The sequence below is a fragment of the Acinetobacter sp. YH12144 genome (assembly GCF_013418345.1).
Lineage (GTDB): Bacteria > Pseudomonadota > Gammaproteobacteria > Pseudomonadales > Moraxellaceae > Acinetobacter > Acinetobacter amyesii.
In genome coordinates, this window is the sequence record NZ_VPCD01000006.1 from 68,574 (window position 1) to 87,683 (window position 19,110).

Sequence of the window (19,110 nt, forward strand, 5' to 3'; positions counted from 1 at the left end):
AGATAGATCACTAGACCATTAGCAAAACCGACCTCTCGATTTGCAAAAATGCTCAAATATTTTCTTTGTCAGACAATCTTTAAAACATCAATGCTGCATGGCTCAAAAGCTTGTCATTAAAGGTCATGGCGTATTTTTTGTGAGGGACGATTATTGGATTTTTTGCATTTCACCAGTCGCAGATTGATAGACCCATTGATGATCAAACAGGCTTTCGTCTAAATGATCCAGTTTAAAATTACCGATAGCCACAGCATAGAATCCATTGCCCTGCTGCTTCAAATGTGTGATCTCTTGCATGAGTTCTTCAGTCAGTTGACCCATTATAAAGTCGGAAATCACCACCACATCGGCATGTACAAAATTCGGTTGTTTCAGCATGTCCACGGCATGATTCATCGCAGGGATAATATCTGTTCCCCCATGAAATGACTGCCCTAAAAAGTGAATGACATCATCCAAAGCACTATTATGTTGTAAATTCAGCGCGGTTAAATTGGTCGAGAAATTTACCAAATACATCGCTCGCTTTTCTTTTAGCGCTCGAATCGATAAATATAGACAAATCGCTTTGGAAATCAGTTCAGGTTGCCCATTCATTGAGCCACTGGTATCTAAGCAGACAATCATCGGGCCTTTTTGTCCGACTCGACGCTGCGTATGGCGTGGGTCTTCGATCACCCTTCCCTGTTGCTGCCCTTCTCGATTAAAACTCATCAGATTAGATTCTAAATATTTCAAATCAAATAAAACTTGCAAGTCTGGATCGGCTAACAGCGCCAACTCACTAGGTAAAGCCATACTGAGTTCTTGTGCCAATTTAATTCCAGTAATTTCCTCTTGCGCCATCGGGGTGTGAATAAGCTGCTGTGGCTCTTGTTCTAACTGAGCAGAAATCCGCTTACGTGGTATATTCGGCTGTGCGCTTCCGATCATTTGACATAAACGTTTAAGCGCCCGATCTTGCTCGAGATAATTCGCCCATTGCTCAAAGTTCTGTACATCATGCTCAGTTAATTGCCCTTTGGAATAGTCCAGAAAAATCCCTGTTTCAAACCCGACACTGTCATGGTGCTTGACCATTTTCGACAATGTCGCGAGAAAATCTTTGATTTCATCTAAAAAGGCATCGCGTTGTAAACGGAGCTGTTCAAACTCCCAATGTGCAATGGCTTCGGTCAATTTGCGCTGCCATTTACCTTTGAATAGCTCAATGTGTAATTGACGCTGCTGCTCGGTCAGCAACGACTGTTGGCTCTGTTGCCACATTTCAGTGAATTCTGGAATCCCCAAGGTTTGCATAAAGGCGGCATATTCAGTGTGGAATTGAACAAAATCACCCTGCTCCCAATGCTTTAACGCAAGCCAATGTTCCAATTGCTGCTGCACCACTGCATAGGGATGCTGCTGATCTAAACTCGATTTTGCCTGAAAGGCCCATTCCTGAATTTTTTGATCGAGCTTTTTTGCCACTTTATGATCATCCAACCAATGTTTTAAGCTGGATTGTTTTAATTCATCATAAAGCTGCGAACTTAATTCATCGAGTGCCGATTGGGTTTGGTGTCTTGTCGGTTTTAATTGCGACATAACTGTTCCAGACGCTCACAATCTTGCAACTGCAACTGATATCGTGCCAATTGCTGCTCAATAGATTGAATCAAATGTTCAATATCCTGTTCAGTGACAAAGACCGATTTAAACTGATGTTTTTGACTGTTAAATCGTTCCGTTAACAGTTCCAATTCTGTTTGAAACTGTGCTTTGAGCTGTTGAACTTCGTGTAACAGCTCATATTGGCTTTGTGCTGAAAGAGAGCTGCGTGGACTACCTTTGGTATGTTTTATATACGGCGTCACCACTTCTTCTAAGCCGTAATAGCCACCTTTTAACGTACACACTCTTGAACCATTAAAATTACATACGATGCCACGCACTTCTTCACCGGTATCATCTAAGGCAAAGAAGTCCTTTTTCGTATCCATTTTATCTAGTTCGAGATACAACACTTTATCTTTATAGTGTCGATCTAGATTGGTCACTGCACGCAAGTAGTCAGTGCCATGAATTAAATAACTCTCATACACATCATCAGTATAATAAAAATGATTGAGCACCCGCTGTTCAAGTGCATCCTTCTCTGCCACATGCTGTTCAAACTGCAACCCGTAATTTAAGCCATTTTCGGCCAATACTTCATCTATCTGCTGTGAAACAAAGGCAATGTCTTCGGGCTGATTCCACAAGCAATGTTTTAAAATTAATAAATCACTCAAAATCACTGATGGACGATCATTTAAAAATGCACAGGCTTTGACTAAATAAGCCACACGTTGCCAACGACGGTCAGAGACATAGACCACGTGATCTTCAAAGTTATGGTTGAGTCGAGTTTTAAGTTGATCAAACAGATTTAAAATCGAATCAGGTAATTCCACCTGATAAATCTGTTCCCGCCAACCTTGTAGCTCCGCTTTTTTTATTTTTAAGGTTGCATCGACTTCAACACTGACTTGACTCGGCTTGGCCTGTAATAGTGCATGAAAGTTTTCTGCAACGGCAATCGGCAGCACTTCTAAACGCAAAATAAAACGATCATATAAGGCATCCAAACCTTGATTCGGTTCGGGAATTTCATTCGATGCACTGACCAAAACATTCAATGGAACTTTTTGGACAATGTCACCATTTTTAAAACTCCGCTCATTCACCAAGGTCAGTAAAGTATTTAAAATCGCAGGGCTGGCTTTCCAAATTTCATCTAAAAATGCAAAATCTGCCCGTGGTAAATAATGTTCTGTTTTACGAATGTATTGATCTTCTTTTAAGGCTTTGATCGATACCGGTCCAAAAATTTCTTCAGGCGTACTGAAACGATTCATCAAATATTCAAAATAGTCATGGACCTCAAAAGCAGAGGCGATTCGACGTGAAATCAAACTTTTTGCAGTGCCGGGCAAACCATATAAAAAGGTATTCATACCCGCAACACCAGCCAACAAACTCAAAGCAATAATCTGCTCACGTTCATACATATTTTTGCTGATTTCAGAAATTAAAGTATTGATCCGTGCTTGCATCTGACTATCTGTTTGACCGAAAACTAAATTGTAACGCCCTAACCGATTTTTCGCTGTAGCAGATGCAAAAATATCGCTTTTTAAATACAGCGCAACAGTGCGATATCTTTTTTTCAGGTTATAGTTAAACTGCACATCCCTTTAGAGATTTAGACACCTTTCATCATGTTGCCCTTTTTTCACACACTCATTCGACTATTAAAACTTGAAGGTTTTAAATATCGATCCCTCACGGCAGGTGAAATATCCATGTGTCGCAGTGTGTTTGGTGATTTGATTCAATATGAGCAAGTGAAAGTGATGAATCACCCTTTTTTGCCTTGGCAATCAGCGCATGTGGTCATGGCGCCTCAGGGGTATATCCATGCACGAAATTTACTGTTTAAAGCGGACTATGCCAAAGCGTCTTTAGGATATCGTGCCCTGTTTATTCATGAAATGGCCCATGTTTATCAATACCAGCAACAGATCAATGTTTTGGGTCGGGGTGCTATTTTGCAGATGGCGTATTTCTTCAGTTTTAAAAAATATAATCCATACCGCTATACCCTCAAAGCACACAAGGCATTTTTTGACTACAACATTGAGCAACAAGGTGACATTGCACGTGACATCTATTTAAAGCGAATTAAAAATATTATTTTATATCCAGAACTTGTTCATCAAATTGAGCTATAAAGCTTCCATGCTCTGTAGCGAATATTTTTAGATAAAATTGAATATCGCCTGATCATTCTATTTCACACTAGTGCTCGACCATTGACGCTATTTTGAGTACAAAAAAACAGCATTAATATTTACTTTATGGCACATAAGCTCAGCTAGGCTTTTAAAAGCTATGAATACCTCTAGTATCTCGCTTAAATTCAGATAAAATAGGCTCACCTTATTTTTTTGCTTTGCATCAAAACAAGTGAATTATCATACGATGATGGTGTTTTGTTTTCGCCTTTCGGCAGTATTTTTCGTATCTAAATACACTCGCTGAATAATCACAATAATACAAATCAGTGTGTTAAGTGTATTCACCTATAGGAATAGGATTTAGTTGGAATGAATAGTTTTAAAATTGCACTTGCTCAGTTCTCTCCGCATATTGGTAACCTAGAATCAAACGCAGCAAAAATGCTTCAACAAGCCAATGCTGCAAAAGAACAGAATGCAGATATTATTGTTTTTCCGGAACTTTCTACAGTTGGTTATCCTGCTGAAGATTTATTATTACGTCCAAGTTTAAATAAACGTACACAGCAAGCTTTTGAACAATTAGCGAGCATTAAGGACATCGTTTTAGTCTTTGGTTTTGTGAATCAAACTGAAGATGGTCAGCGCTATAACTCTGCTGCTGTCATGAAAAATGGTCAAGTTCTCGGGATTTACAATAAACAAAATCTTCCAAACTATAGCGTTTTTGATGAAAGACGTTATTTCAGTGAGGGTCATCAACACCTTGTCTTTGAATATTTAGGTCATAAGTTTGGTGTGTTGATTTGCGAAGATGTTTGGGCATTACCAACTGTTCAACAGCTTGCTCAGTTAAATGTTGAAACCGCTTTGGTGTTGAATGCTTCACCTTATGAAGTTGGTAAACCACAGCATCGCATTGAAACCATGACTGCATTGACCAAACAATTGAACATCAATCTGGTTTACTGCAACCAAGTGGGCGGTCAAGACGACCTTGTCTTTGATGGCACAAGCTTTGTGATGAACAATTCAGGTGAAGTTGCGTTGCAAGCACCAAGTTTTGTTGAAGATCTATATATCGCAGAATACGATGCTGAACAAAAAGCCTTTAAAACAGGTGCAATCACGCCTGTATTAAATACCATGGCTGAAATCTACCAAAGCCTTGTAATCGCAACCCGTGACTACGTACAACGTTCAGGCTTCCCTGGCGTGATTTTAGGTCTATCTGGTGGTATTGACTCAGCATTAACTTTAGCGATTGCTGCCGATGCGATTGGCGCCGATAAAGTTCAAGCGGTCATGATGCCATATACCTATACCGCGCAAATCAGCGTTGAAGATGCTGCTGAACAAGCCAAGAATATGGGCGTAACTTTTGGTATTGCCGAAATCAATCCAATTGTGAATGGCTTTATGCAAACCTTATTCCCTTTCTTTGGCGATGCACCGACTGATGCGACTGAAGAAAACCTACAAGCGCGTTCTCGTGGTACGTTGCTAATGGCCTTATCGAACAAGTTCGGTAATCTTGTACTTTCTACAGGGAACAAGTCTGAATTGTCTGTTGGTTACTGTACATTGTACGGTGACATGGTCGGTGGCTTTGCAGTTCTTAAAGACGTTTATAAAACGATTGTATTTGAACTAGCAAAATACCGTAACAGCATTTCAGAAACACCAGTGATCCCTGAACGTGTAATTACTCGTCCACCTTCTGCGGAACTTCGTCCAGATCAGAAAGACCAAGACTCATTACCTGAATACGAAGTATTGGATGCCATCTTATATGCGTATATCGAAGAAGACATGAGCCAAGATGACATCATTGCCAAAGGTTTTGATGCTGAAGTCGTGAAAAAAGTCATCCGTTTGGTTGATCTAAACGAATACAAACGTCGCCAAGGCGCGATCGGTCCACGTATTAGCTCACGTGCATTTAGCCGTGAACGACGCTACCCAATCGTGAATGGTTGGAAACCGGGTATCTAATTACTCAATTCAAATCAAAAAAGCCCAGTTCTATAACTGGGCTTTTTTATAGGCGCAAAAAACACAGCAGTAAATATAAAAAGTAATTGAGATGTGTATTTCAAAAGTTAGGACATCAATTCATAACATCAAAGATTTGAGTTCTCTTTTATTTCTACATTAACATCGTGAACAGATCATTTTATTAGTGCTGTAATTATTTCAATCTATTTGACTTTTTCTAGGCACAAAAAAAGAGACCAAGCTGAGAGCTTGGTCTATAAAAATGGTGGCTATGACGAGACTTGAACTTGTGACCCCCGCATTATGAGTGCGGTGCTCTAACCAACTGAGCTACATAGCCGTAAACTGTGGTGGCATTATCTAGATTTCACACATTATCGTCAAGCATTTTTGTTTGCAATTGTTCAGAGTTTAAACAAGCAAAGTTCAAGATGTTACTATTTAAGCAAATTATGCTATTTTTAGCCCTATTTACTATATTTTTTGATTAAAAATTAGAGTTTTATCATGCAATTCAATTCGATAAAAAAAGCCTGTCTGACCCTCAGCCTTGCCGTCATGACCTTAACGGGCTGCCAAATCGTCTCACCTATTTTTGTTGACTATAATGGTGTGCGACGTGATGTGGCGACTTGGATTAATAAACAGCCTTTACTGAGCATGCAACAAAAGCGCAGCATGGCTCAACTTAGCCGAGCACAGCAGCCTATCATTCGTCTCGACTTCAATGATCAGGAGAAATTAGTCAGTGTTGCTCGCGCCAATGAAGCTGCAATGTATTGTGCCAATCAGTATTTATCAGCTCAACAGATTCAACGCCTACAGAAACAGATCTTTCCTGAAGATACTTTGCATAAATTAAGCTTGCTTGAGCAACAAGCGTTGCATATTACCCTGACAGAGCAAGAGAAACGGTGTGATTGAAAATATGTCTGCTGTTGGATGAATTATCTAGGCTCAATTTTTCAGCACCAAATTGTCTTACAATCTAGACATAGCTGCTTACATTATTGAGCATTTTTGCTATCGCTAAGCATGGTGAAGACAAGTCCATATTTTTGCAATATTTTTATTACAAAATTCACAATATCCTTATGAATTTACTTGGTTTTATTCCAAAATAAAAAAGCGTATGATGAAACTATGATCAATGTAATAGCGCTTTTTTTCAGGTTTTTCCATCCAAATTCAATTGATCAGATAAGGAGAAATAAGATGGCTTTAAATAATATTTTAGTTCCAGTGGACGGTTCAGAAACTTCTTATGCTGCGGTGGCTAAAGCTGTCGAGTTTGCAAAAACTTTTGGCAGTAAAATTACTGTGGTTCAAGTACTGACGCTCGATCCATATATTGCTGCAGAGTATATTTCAGCAGCGCAAACCAATGATTTAATTGAACGTGCTCGTGCATCGATTTTAAATACACTTGAAGAAGCAAAAGCGAAATTTTCAACTGAAGGTGTCACTGTTGAAACTCGCTTACTTGAAGGTCAAGTGGTGCATACTGAACTGGTTAAAGCTGCAGAAGAAACACATGCGGACTTGATTATTATTGGTTCACATGGCCGTACAGGGATCAAAAAATTCTTCTTGGGCAGCGTAGCTCAAAGCGTACTAGGTGCTTCAGACATTCCTGTTTTGGTTGTACGCAAATAAGCCATTAGATTTATAGCGTGAAATAAAAAGCCTTCTGATCCTAGAGGGCTTTTTATTGACTACTTCATCAATTATAAAATTATAATTCTATGTTTAAGGCAAGGATTTTTTAGGGTAACCATTGATATTGTTTCAATGAGATGCGTCCATTCACCACAAAGACATTTTCAGCTGCCAATTTCAATTGCTGGATATTTTCACCTTTTTCATTGCAACGCTGCGTGCTGATTTTTCCCTGAGCATTCACCACCCGATGCCATGGGATCGTTGATGTTGTATCTAGATGCTTTAGTACATAGCCAACCAGTCGTGCATGTTTCGGTAAACCCGCTAATTTGGCAATTTGTCCGTAAGTGGCAATCTTCGCCTGCGGTATCAATTGAATGACCGACAAAATTTGCGTTGCCAATTCATCACTCTGCTTCATCTGATCTCCTTTGAGCCGCATAAAAAAGAGAACCCGAAGGTTCTCTTTGATTAATACTTAATTTTGACAGATTAGTACAGTAATTGGTTGTGATCGATTAGATCTAGTAAAGTCACATCGGTATTTTTCAAAGTGAGTAATTCAACTTTATCGACACATTTGGGCTATGACAACCATTTGTATAAATATCGCCCCTTGGTAGAGAGCGCATTTATGCAATTAAAAACATGGCGAGATATCGTATTTCTTATGCAAAAAGACAGCGTCATTTAAAGCAGAACTTCAAATAAACTTTATCATGATGTGACTAAAAGCTTCATGACGGCACACCTTACACGTCGGACTGTCTTTAAGAATTCATTTCTTCCCAAAGCCACAGTTTTTTGTCTTTTCATGGTTTCGCATTTTTTCTTTGAGGAATGACTAGAGTGCTTATAAATCTGAAATGATATGCCTACAGCATTTTGTGTCATATGCGCCATCGGTATAGCTAGAATTCATTGGCTCACTAGGTGAAATTTATGCAAGTAAGTTTTCTAGTACTTATGAACTGCTGACATTGTTGTCATGAGCTGAATTGTCCATGTTTGCAATGTTTTCAGCATCTATACCAATACGAAGTTTACGCCATTGTCGTCGACCTTCAGACTGATGTTTATTAGGTTTCGATTCACCTTCAGCTAATAACTTCAAACCTATAGAGTCAACAAGTAGATGTAGTCCATCAGAACTTTTTTGATAGCTAATCGCAATATCAATATGTTTTTATCTCCTGCTGAATGACCAGTCATAATTTCCCACATTTTGCTGTTTCATGATGGAACACAGCTAGAAATAAAAAAAGGAAATGCTCAAGCATTTCCTTTTTTTAAATCGAACAAAGCAATTTAGAAGTTTTCGGGATTTTCTAATCGACGAACTTCTTGCACTTTCTCTGGATTATGTACAGCAGCAACACCATCATCCGCTTTGGTATCTATTAATGCTTCTGGGTTATATACCGTGATGGTTTCATTACCATGTATATCTTCGCCCACGATATATTGGAAACCCTTTTTATTCATTTTATGGCACATTCTTTGATACCAACCTTTGAAACCTTTGGTTTCTTCATTCGGGTTGTAATAAAAAGCATTCATCACAGCGGGTAAACCTAGGCCACACACGAGGCCCGACATTAAGACTGCAATAAATGTATATCCAATCAAAATACTGCTGTATTCACTGAGTTCAGGAATATTGGCAACAGCAAGGATTAAGGCCAATGAAATACCGCCACGAACCCCACCCCAGGATAAAATCGCAAGACTACCGTTATAGCTTTTTTTGCGGAAACTTGGGAAGAATGCAAAAGATAAATAGTTTGCTGCAAAGCGCGATGCATGCAAAATGATAAACGCCACCATACCGCCTAAAATTAAGCTGATACTTAAATCTAAGATAAATAACTCGAGACCGATCAGGGTAAATAAGAAGGAATTGATGATTCCTTCCACGGTATGCCAGAAATGGTTCACTTCCCTGATTTCTCGGTCTTGGAGGATTTCTTTCCATTTATTCCCAACGATCAGACCACCAATAACACATGCAATTGGTGCAGATGCATGTGCGAATAAAGCGACTAGATATGAACCACTTGCCAATAATGCTGTGGTTAAAATCAAGGACTCCATTTCATGTTTACCGCGGAGTAAACGTAAAATCCCTAAACCAAATGCCCAACCAATAATGACTGCAACAACAATTTCATATAACAGTGTTTCAAGCGTACCAATGACGGTAAAATGTTCACCTTGCAAAACATTGAGTAAAGTCATAAACACAGCAATACACATGGCATCATTAAAGAGCGATTCGCCTTCTAATTTCACCATCAAATGATGTGGGGCACGTACAGAACTTAATACACCTTTAACCCCAATTGGGTCAGTCGCACCTAAAGCAGCGCCTAATAATAACAACACCAATAAATCAACATGATGACCAATTAAGAACTGATAACCATATAAAGCAACACCAAAAAACACCGCACAAAGCACCAAGGCAATACTGGCCAAAATACTGATCGGCTTCCAATGTAAACGTAAATCTGAAACTTTAAATTTCAAGGCTGAAGAGGTCAAAATAAAACAAATCACGCCATTAATTAAAAAGTCATAAAAGTCGATATGACGAACTGCCTCTTCAATATTGTGCAAATTAATCGTCACAAATTGATTGCCATTGAGTAAACTCGCACCCCATTGCAAAATAAAGACAAAAATTGCAGAAACAATGGGAACACCTATGGCTTGTGGAAAAGCCAAGATACGTTTATTAAAAATGGTGGTTGCAATCGAAAGTGCAAAAATAACGGTAAAAACCTGTAGAAAAAAATAATTTCCCATTTCGTTCCCAATTTTGGTGCTGTGTCGCCTACAGAGTGAGATATAGGTATTTTAAAAATAAATACTAAATTATTTGGTATTTAAAAATAAAATATTTTAACGAATTTTATCTAAATACCGTGTATAAATTCAGTTTTTTTCACATCTTTTATCAAGATCATTTAACATAGCAAGCCTGCATCGATTTTATGCATTTTTATCCTCTAATTTATTTCTCCTATGCATCAGACCATTAAAACTATTTTTCGACTCTTTTTTGCTGCTGTGATCTTTATCATTACTGCAGCGCTGATCCTGACTTGTTTTAGCAAGACACAGGAAATTTTACGTGCTGAGCACTATTTTAGTCAGGCAAAAAAGGTTTCACTGGATTCAACACCCAAAGAACAATTGGTTTTGGTCTCCAATAATGAATCACCCGATCGTGCGATTTTTATCATGCTGGCGAATAATGGTTATCTTGCCAAACTGAATTGTGAAAACTATGCACAAGATATTTGTCTCGATGAATTTAATCAGCAACACACCCGACAAATTCAACACCTCGATTTACTGAAAATCGGACAATTTCAATATATCCAAAATGTGAGTTTCACCAATAGCCGCACTGGACAAAAACAACAATTACGCTATAGCGATGCCCAATTAAAACAGTTCTATCAAAACGATATTTCAGGCCTTAAATATACTGTTTTTGGCGTGGCTTTATTCGCATTTGCCGCATTGTATGTCAGCTATCGTATTGTTCGAAACTTTAAATCATTTCTTAATAAATAAGTTTCAATCTATTTTTCAATGAAAAAAAGAGGATGTTTGCATCCTCCTTTTTTTGTTTTAAATGGCTTGGTTAAAGGTATCACAGCTATTGATATTGCCTGATTTCAACCCTGTCTGGAACCATTTCATACGTTGTTCACTGGTGCCGTGCGTGAAGCTATCTGAGACCACTTGCCCAGTTGCACTTTTCTGTAAATAGTCATCACCAATCTTATGTGCAGCGTCCATCGCTTCTTCTACATCACCCTGCTCTAAAAATTGGGTACGCTGTTGATTATGATGCGCCCAAATACCCGCAAAGCAGTCTGCTTGTAGTTCTTGCATGACCGAATAACGATTACCTTCAGCTTTAGACGCTTGCGCACGCGCCTGCTGAACTTGCTCAGAAATACCTAAAATCGTTTGGATATGATGTCCAACTTCATGGGCAACCACATAGGCTTGCGCAAAATCACCCGCCTGATCTTGACGACTCAATTCAGTTTGATTTTGTTCACCCGTGATGCCCATTTGCGTACGCATATCTTTAAAGAATGCAGTATCAATATAGACCTTCTGATCTGCTGGGCAATAAAACGGCCCCATTGCAGCTTGTGCTGTACCACAACCCGAGTTGACCACACCATTAAACATGACCAATTTAGGCGCTTTATACTGGGCATTTAACTGTTCTTGGAAGACTTTAGTCCATGTATCTTCCGTATCGGCCAAAACCGTTCCAACAAAATCCATCGCTTCTTGTTGTTCAGGTGTTGGATTATCCAAACCTTTGACTTCAGCCGTTTGACCCTGTGAAGTCACTTGTTTAGTCGCCTGATAAGCTTGCTGCGGATCTACACCAAAAAACTTCCACGCAACAAATGCTACAACCAAACCGAGAATACTGATACCACCCGCTTTTGCACCGCCACCACCGCGACGGTCTTCTACGTTTGAACTAACTCTTCGACCTTTCCAGCGCATAGTGATCTTCCTTATATAAAATAGTTGATATCCGTGCGTTTACAGATTAATCCTTTTGCGACTTTGGCCATACTTTTTGAACTAAAGACACGACGCACAGCACGATTAAACCTGCAATAAAACCTGTCACTAAATTGATTAAAGTCGGTGTTAATGCACCCACAATACTGCCAACTGTAGGAATATGTTCTGCATAATCCACAGAGCCTTCAATAAAATGGTGTAGCAGAGGCACACCATGGGTAATGATGCCACCACCCACTAAAAACATGGCAATCGTACCTACAATGGTTAATGTCTTCATCAACTTAGGTGCAAATGCTAACAAACCTTGTCCAACGGTCTTTTTAAATTGTGATGCTTGTTGCGTGAGATAAAGTCCTAAGTCATCAATTTTGACAATCATCGCGACAAAACCATAAACACCAACGGTCATTATAATTGCAATCACCGAAAGCACCATGACCTTAGTCCCAAATGCCGCAGTTGCAACCGTACCCAATGAAATCACCACAATTTCAGCAGATAAAATAAAATCGGTCCGGATGGCACCTTTGACTTTTTCTTTTTCAAAAGTCACCAAATCCGTTTCAATATGGGTCATCTCTTCACGAGCAACTTCTTCTGTTTTGGCTTTTTTATGATGCAAACTATGCAGGACTTTTTCCACACCCTCATAGCACAAAAACAAACCACCAATCATCAAAAGCGGTGTAATCAGCCAAGGTGCAACCACACTGATCAATAAAGCAGCCGGAACCAAAATTAATTTATTAACAAAAGATCCTTTGGCGACAGACCAAACGACAGGAAGTTCACGATCGGAACGGACACCACTGACTTGTTGTGCATTCAGTGCTAAATCATCTCCAAGGACACCCGCTGTTTTTTTGGCTGCCATCTTACTCATCACAGCAACGTCATCCAACACAGTTGCAATATCATCAAGTAAGATTAATAAGCTACTCGCCATTATTTTTATCCTTTAGGCATTTTTTAATATTCTAATTCTATTTAACGCTAAAATTGTATTTAGTTTTTTAATAATTAACAAAATATTCACCCATTTTTCAGTCAATTGTGCTGTGTCAGTAACAATCAAAAATAGAATGCCGTACAATGGGGACATTCTTTGAAAATCAGCCGTAGCTTTGACTACCACTTTGGAACAGATAATGAGTACTCAAGATAATCGTCCAGTGATTTTGACTGGCGACCGTCCGACTGGACAATTACATTTAGGTCATTTTGTAGGTTCTTTACGTTCACGTGTAGGTTTACAAGATTCGCATCATCAACATCTCCTTTTAGCTGATGCTCAAGCCTTAACTGATAATGCCGATAACTTCGAAAAAGTTCGTCGCAATATTATTGAAGTCGCAACCGATTATCTTGCTGTAGGAATTGACCCAACCAAAACCACGATTTGCGTTCAATCATGCTTACCAGCATTGAATGAATTGACCATGTTGTATTTGAACTTTGTGACGGTTTCTCGCTTAGAGCGTAATCCCACCATCAAATCTGAGATTCAAATGCGTGGATTTGAGCGTGATATTCCTGCAGGTTTCTTATGCTATCCAGTGGCTCAAGCTGCCGATATTACAGCGTTTAAAGCATCTGTCGTTCCAGTGGGCGAAGACCAAATTCCAATGATTGAACAAACCAACGAAATTGTTCGTCGTTTAAACCGTCAAATTGGTCGTGACGTACTTCCTGAATGTAAAGCTTTACTCTCTAATGTAGGCCGCTTACCAGGTTTTGATGGTAAAGCAAAAATGTCTAAATCTTTGGGCAATACCATTGTGCTTGACGCGACTGATAAAGATATCAAAAAAGCCGTAAACGCAATGTATACCGATCCAAATCATTTACGTATTGAAGATCCAGGTCAAGTGGAAGGTAACGTGGTATTTACTTACCTTGATGCATTCGACCCAGATAAAGATGCTGTTGCGGAACTGAAAGAACACTATCGTCGTGGTGGCCTAGGCGATGGTACGGTGAAAAAGCGTCTTGAAGGTGTGCTAAAAGAGCTCATCGGCCCGATCCGTGAACGCCGTTTAGAATTGCAAAAAGATCCTGACTACATCATGGATATTTTAAAAACCGGTACCGATAAATGCCGTGATATTACCCAACAAACGTTGGATGAGATTAAATCTGGACTGGGTGTATTCCACTTCTAAATTTAAAAAATTCCATAAAATTAAGCCTTTCCAATGTGAAAGGCTTTTTTATAGGCACTTTTTGTGAAAGTATTCACAAAATCTCCTTAGTTTTAACGTTAGGTAACATCACTTAACGTGAACACCAATGAAATGACTGACCGTTCACTCTATTATCTATTTATGTTTTAGGAATACCTAAATTCATAACATTTCTCCTTTACCGAACCTGTGGAAACAGATTCGTTGTTATACGCAATGAACACCCCAATCATTGCGTATTTTTTTGTCTGAAAATTGGCAACTACCAATATCCAAAAGTCCACTATAAGCGGACTTTTCAATGAATACATCATTTTAAAAATGAATATAAATTAGTAACTGATGTTACGCAGTAACATCAGAAGCGCAATTTTCTTCAAATAAAAGAACGATACGCAGTAACGTCATCCGCAACTGTTCGAGGCAGGACTACTTCTAATCAAAAAAGTTTTTGCGATACTTTGAGTAATTTGACGCTAGTAAACGAGTTTTGCGGATGACAATGGTTTTGGGTACTTTTGCCGAAACAAAAGTACCTCCAGCCGAAGGCTAATCCCTTTATTCAAACCCTAGATGCAAGACTCCGTCGAATAGACTTAAAAAAATCATTTTAAAAATGCGTAATTACTTTTACGCGCGTAACATCAGTTAGTAATGAAATAAACGGTTATCTAATGGTAGTTCAATTCCAATTGACACTCCACCATCATTACCATTTAAATCTGAGTCACTTACCCAACCGTTAATTTTTAAAGGCATATCTGGACGTAAATAATGTGTCCAAGTTAAGTCTAGAGCTTTCAATTCATCTTTTTCAGGAAATGCTGCGTTATTCAAAGCAGCACGCTCTGTTTCAGAAACTTTTGCAAACAGTACACGACCATTTAGACGGTTTAGTTGATCAATACGTATATTTCCACCCACTGAAACCATTTGAGCATCACCACCTAAGGCATGACCTAGTGGATAGCCATGTTGATAGTAGCCATCTGTATATATGTGGTGGTTATAAGAAATGCCTTTAGCATCACCATTGGTTCGAGTATCGACCCATTCAGTATAGAGTTGATAAGGCATATTTTTCACACTTGAAGAATAATCAACCCCAGCAAGATACATGCTTTTTGCAGGCAAACCACCTGCTTCATCTTCACCAATATATTGGCCATACAGACTGGCTGGAACTTGCAATAATGGTTGTAAATTCAAACGCGCATCAAAACCAGCCAATTGATTTGAGGGATTTCCTTCACCCGCGCAACCCGTATCTGTACATTCATTATCTTTGCCAATGAATGCATTCCAATACGCCTTAGCACTTCCTGGTTGCCCTTCCCCATCAATTTGGAAAGTACGTGAAGCCCCTAACTCAAGATATGGTAATGGCTGTGCTGTAAGTCTAAAACCAATTAAATTCGTATCTGGAACCGCAGCATAGTCATCTAATCGACCAGCAAAAGCTTGATACTGCCAAGGGCCGATCCAAGATAACCACGGTGTTTCAAAAGCATTCTGTTCTGCACGCTGTGCAGTAAAACCATACACAGGGCGACTCGCATCACCACGGATTAAACTACCGTCATGACCAGGCCCCCAATAAGTCGGAATCTGACCTGCAATTAACCATTGGGTCCAAAGCTTCCCGGCAATGTATGTGCCTTCTACATTTACATCTTGATCATTATTAATTTGTTGTTTATCTTCAGCATTTACACGTAAACGACCATCCCAATTTTCACCACCAACGTTCAGTTCAAGTGCACCTTGATACTGCGCTTTTTGATGATCACCAAAATTTTGCGGTAAATTATTTTTATCTGACTCAGCAAATAATTCGGCTTTTAATAGTGTATTTTCAGCAGTCAATTTATTTTGAATGTTTTGTAATACTTTTTGCTGTACAGATGTCGTCGCTTTTGCAGCAGATAAAGCGCGCTGTATTTCATCACCACTCATCGGCCATGTTGAGGTGCTAATTTGAATGACGCCTTGCTGATTTAACCAATTTAAATCTGCGCGTAATTCTTCATTATTTAATACAATCCCCTGAGCAAAAACAGGAACTGATAATCCAAACAGTACAGCAGCATAGAGTGACTTTCTTAAATACATGCTCTTTTTCTCAAGTTTAATTCACAGCCCACCTTAGATTTTTCAACTCATTTATTCAAGGGCGAAACTGTATCTACCCTAATTTTTTATCATTTCGATTAAAATGCTCAATAAAAGCACAAAATAAAAAACCCGCATTAAGCGGGTTTTTCATTTCAAAACTTAATTAGTTTTTATGACGCATATGTGGGAACAAGATCACTTCACGAATACTTGCAGCATTGGCAAATAACATCACCAAACGGTCAATACCAATACCCTCACCCGCTGTAGGCGGTAAGCCGTATTCAAGCGCTTCAATGAAGTCTGCATCGTAATGCATTGCTTCATCATCGCCTGCATCTTTTTCGGCAACTTGAGCTTGGAAACGTTCAGCTTGATCAATTGGGTCATTTAACTCTGAGAAACCATTTGCCAACTCACGACCACCGATGAAGAATTCAAAACGATCGGTAATATGTGGATTATCATCATTACGACGTGCTAATGGTGAAGTTTCCGCAGGGTATTCTGTGATGAATGTCGGTTGACGAAGTTCAGTTTCAACAGTTTCTTCAAATACGATGGTTTGAAGTTTACCTAAACCAAAACCAGGTTTTACTTGCTCTTTCAGTTCATTTTTAACGAAGTTAGCAAGGAACTCACGGTCAGCCACATTTTCAGCAGTGAACGTTGGGTTGTGTTCAAGAATCGCATCAAACATCGAAATCTTCTTGAATGGACCTTTGAAGCTATACACTTCTTCACCATAAGGCACATCCGTCGAACCCAAGATGTCGATCGCCAATTTTTCAAGCATATTTTCAGTCAAAGCCATCAGGTCTTTGTAGTCTGCATACGCTTGATAGAATTCGATCATGGTAAATTCTGGGTTATGACGTGTTGATACACCTTCGTTACGGAAGTTACGGTTAATTTCGAACACACGCTCAAAACCACCGACAACCAAACGTTTTAAGTAAAGTTCAGGCGCAATACGTAAGAATAAAGGCATATCCAATGCATTGTGATGAGTTTCGAATGGACGCGCAGATGCACCACCCGGAATCACATGCATCATTGGTGTTTCAACTTCCATGAAACGCTCATTGCTCAAATATGAACGAATACCTGACACCACTTTTGCACGAATTTCAAAAGTTTTACGTGTTTCTTCGTTCATGATGAGGTCTAAATAACGCTTACGGTATTTAACTTCAGTATCAGTCAAACCATGGAATTTGTCTGGAAGAGGACGAAGTGATTTGGTTAAAAGCTCAAAATGTTCAATATGAACATACAGGTCACCTTTACCAGAACGACCAATATAACCTTCGATAGCAATAATATCGCCCAAATCGAGTGCTTTAATGGTCGCAAGAACGTCAGCATCCAACTCTTTACGTGGTACATAAAGCTGGATACGACCAGTCATATCTTGGATTACGATGAATGAACCGCGGTTCAACATCACACGACCAGCAACTTTTACATAAACCTTTTCGCCTGCTTCAATTTCTTCTTTTGATTTTTCAGCGAATTGGTCTTGTAAATCTTGTGCATAGTGTTCACGCTTAAATGTGTTAGGCCACGGGCTAACACCTGTTTCCTTGGCGTGCTCTTTGATGTGCTCTAACTTGGCATGACGCTGTGCAATTAAATCGTTTTCGGAAATGGCTTGTTCAGAAGTCGATTGAGCGTTATGTTGCGTCATCTCTGTCTCAAATAGTTAAAAAACGGAAGTTGCATAGCATAGCAGATTTCCTTTGAATTGAGCAGTAAGCAATGTGCGCATTTTTTCAATAAGTTGAAATTTATCAAAGTAAGTTGTTTTGACAGCTATACCTTCAGGTTTGCTTAATCCATACCTTTCAGATATGCACGAGATAAAAGTTAAATATTTAAACTTAGCAAGCCAATATTTAGCGATATTACAATGACAACTACGTACTTTAAAATATTTATAACTATCAATATATTGAAATATATTTCAATAGCTTAATTCAACCTTTTAATCTATTTTCTTTAAGACTAAAGTCTTTTAAATGCCTACAAATTAGACCAAAAGCTAAATTCTCTTTTTGACGATTCTCTCTACAATGAAGTCATAAAATTGTTGAAAAATAAAATATTCAACACATCCAAAATGTCTGAAAACAGTGTGTAGAAAAACAATGACTTCCTGCTTATCGAAAATTCTGTTTTTACATGGATTGGATTCTTCCCGTGAATCCACTAAATTCCATGCCATCGATGCAAAACAAAAATTCTGCATTGAAGTGGACTATCGCAACTTAAATTTTCAAACTGTTGCGGACTTTTATCATGAAAGTATTGAAACCATTAAGCCTGATATCATCGTCGGTCATAGTCTCGGGGCATACTGGGCTTTGAAAATGTCGCTGTTTCATCGCATTCCTTGTGTGATTGCTAACCCGAGTCTGCATCCAGACTTTCGTGACGACTACCCTGCAATCAATGAAATGGATTTGGATCACGATATTCCACAAATTGCCTATATCGAACGTGGTGATGAAATCTTGGATATGTATGAGGCAGAAAAACAACTCGAAGACTATATGCAGCTTCAAGTCATGGATGGCGGACATCATCGCCTACAATGCCCTGAAAATATTAATGATTTAATCCAACATCTCGAATTAAATTACTTAAAAAAATAAATCATAATATTAGGGTCTGTTGACATTTGTTGATTAAAAAAATAGCGAGATAGTAAAATTAAATCGCCAAACCCAATTTTACACTCGCTATGCCTCGAACAATGCTAAATGATCAACACTGGTCCAAGTTACTTGCTATTTTCCGTCACTTTAATA

15 protein-coding genes, 1 tRNA gene and 1 pseudogene are annotated in these 19,110 nt (G+C 38.9%); 7 read left to right on the forward strand and 10 right to left on the reverse strand.

The genetic code is table 11. The features are described 5' to 3' along the window. Positions 1-150: 150 nt before the first annotated feature. Both FTU79_RS05425 and FTU79_RS05430 read right to left on the reverse strand, forming a co-directional pair. The gene (locus tag FTU79_RS05425) at positions 151-1,590 is read right to left on the reverse strand and encodes a VWA domain-containing protein (RefSeq protein ID WP_180049133.1); all 1,440 of its coding nucleotides are present in this window, start codon (positions 1,588-1,590) and stop codon (positions 151-153) included. After that, the gene (locus tag FTU79_RS05430) at positions 1,578-3,215 is read right to left on the reverse strand and encodes an AAA family ATPase (protein WP_373685647.1); all 1,638 of its coding nucleotides are present in this window, start codon (positions 3,213-3,215) and stop codon (positions 1,578-1,580) included. The genes FTU79_RS05425 and FTU79_RS05430 overlap by 13 nt, the downstream gene beginning before the upstream one ends. Before the next feature lie 30 nt (positions 3,216-3,245). Between FTU79_RS05430 and FTU79_RS05435 the strand changes: the two genes are divergently transcribed. Together FTU79_RS05435 and FTU79_RS05440 are read left to right on the forward strand one after the other, a co-directional pair. After that, positions 3,246-3,758, forward strand: coding sequence for a hypothetical protein (locus FTU79_RS05435; RefSeq protein ID WP_180049135.1), 513 nt, complete (start codon positions 3,246-3,248; stop codon positions 3,756-3,758). A 375-nt stretch (positions 3,759-4,133) separates the two neighbouring features. Further along, positions 4,134-5,759 (forward strand): NAD+ synthase, encoded by a 1,626-nt coding sequence (locus FTU79_RS05440; RefSeq protein WP_180026470.1) that lies wholly within the window; start codon positions 4,134-4,136, stop codon positions 5,757-5,759. A 266-nt stretch (positions 5,760-6,025) separates the two neighbouring features. On the opposite strand, the gene FTU79_RS05445 is transcribed toward FTU79_RS05440, so the two are convergent. Beyond that, a tRNA-Met gene (locus FTU79_RS05445) sits at positions 6,026-6,102 on the reverse strand. A 167-nt stretch (positions 6,103-6,269) separates the two neighbouring features. Here FTU79_RS05445 and FTU79_RS05450 point away from each other — a divergent pair. Further along, positions 6,270-6,686: a hypothetical protein gene (locus FTU79_RS05450; RefSeq protein ID WP_180026471.1), complete on the forward strand. Its 417-nt coding sequence runs from the start codon at positions 6,270-6,272 to the stop codon at positions 6,684-6,686. Between the two features lie 291 nt (positions 6,687-6,977). Further along, the gene (locus FTU79_RS05455; RefSeq protein WP_078189919.1) at positions 6,978-7,418 is read left to right on the forward strand and encodes a universal stress protein; all 441 of its coding nucleotides are present in this window, start codon (positions 6,978-6,980) and stop codon (positions 7,416-7,418) included. Positions 7,419-7,527: 109 nt separating this feature from the next. On the opposite strand, the gene FTU79_RS05460 is transcribed toward FTU79_RS05455, so the two are convergent. The 3 genes and pseudogenes from FTU79_RS05460 to FTU79_RS05470 all read right to left on the reverse strand — a co-directional run bounded on the left by FTU79_RS05460 (position 7,528) and on the right by FTU79_RS05470 (position 10,232). Continuing rightward, positions 7,528-7,845, reverse strand: a complete 318-nt coding sequence (locus tag FTU79_RS05460) for an MGMT family protein (RefSeq protein ID WP_180011029.1) — start codon at positions 7,843-7,845, stop codon at positions 7,528-7,530. A 332-nt stretch (positions 7,846-8,177) separates the two neighbouring features. Beyond that, a pseudogene (locus tag FTU79_RS16530) lies at positions 8,178-8,610 on the reverse strand (transposase); the annotation flags it as partial. 122 nt (positions 8,611-8,732) lie between these two features. Beyond that, complete coding sequence (locus tag FTU79_RS05470) at positions 8,733-10,232, reverse strand: sodium:proton antiporter (protein WP_180007461.1); 1,500 nt, start codon at positions 10,230-10,232, stop codon at positions 8,733-8,735. 219 nt (positions 10,233-10,451) lie between these two features. On the opposite strand from FTU79_RS05470, the gene FTU79_RS05475 reads away from it, so the two are divergent. Then, positions 10,452-11,009 carry a hypothetical protein gene (locus tag FTU79_RS05475; protein ID WP_180026473.1) on the forward strand — a complete coding sequence of 186 codons (558 nt, stop codon included), beginning with the start codon at positions 10,452-10,454 and terminating at the stop codon, positions 11,007-11,009. Between the two features lie 57 nt (positions 11,010-11,066). Here FTU79_RS05475 and FTU79_RS05480 read toward each other — a convergent pair whose 3' ends face one another. Together FTU79_RS05480 and FTU79_RS05485 are read right to left on the reverse strand one after the other, a co-directional pair. Further along, entirely contained in the window at positions 11,067-11,972 is a 906-nt protein-coding gene (locus FTU79_RS05480) for a neutral zinc metallopeptidase (protein WP_180049137.1), read from the reverse strand. A gap of 46 nt (positions 11,973-12,018) precedes the next feature. Beyond that, positions 12,019-12,945, reverse strand: coding sequence for a DUF808 domain-containing protein (locus tag FTU79_RS05485; protein ID WP_180007458.1), 927 nt, complete (start codon positions 12,943-12,945; stop codon positions 12,019-12,021). A gap of 202 nt (positions 12,946-13,147) precedes the next feature. Here FTU79_RS05485 and trpS point away from each other — a divergent pair, with 202 nt between their 5' ends. After that, on the forward strand, positions 13,148-14,161 hold the full coding sequence (trpS, locus tag FTU79_RS05490) for a tryptophan--tRNA ligase (protein WP_180007457.1): 1,014 nt from the start codon (positions 13,148-13,150) through the stop codon (positions 14,159-14,161). 669 nt (positions 14,162-14,830) lie between these two features. Here the strand turns inward: trpS and FTU79_RS05495 are convergent. After that, positions 14,831-16,294, reverse strand: coding sequence for a capsule assembly Wzi family protein (locus FTU79_RS05495; RefSeq protein WP_180049139.1), 1,464 nt, complete (start codon positions 16,292-16,294; stop codon positions 14,831-14,833). A gap of 166 nt (positions 16,295-16,460) precedes the next feature. Further along, positions 16,461-17,987, reverse strand: a complete 1,527-nt coding sequence (lysS, locus tag FTU79_RS05500) for a lysine--tRNA ligase (RefSeq protein WP_180003896.1) — start codon at positions 17,985-17,987, stop codon at positions 16,461-16,463. Between the two features lie 460 nt (positions 17,988-18,447). On the opposite strand from lysS, the gene FTU79_RS05505 reads away from it, so the two are divergent. Further along, complete coding sequence (locus FTU79_RS05505) at positions 18,448-18,954, forward strand: YqiA/YcfP family alpha/beta fold hydrolase (protein ID WP_180049141.1); 507 nt, start codon at positions 18,448-18,450, stop codon at positions 18,952-18,954. Positions 18,955-19,110: the final 156 nt, after the last annotated feature.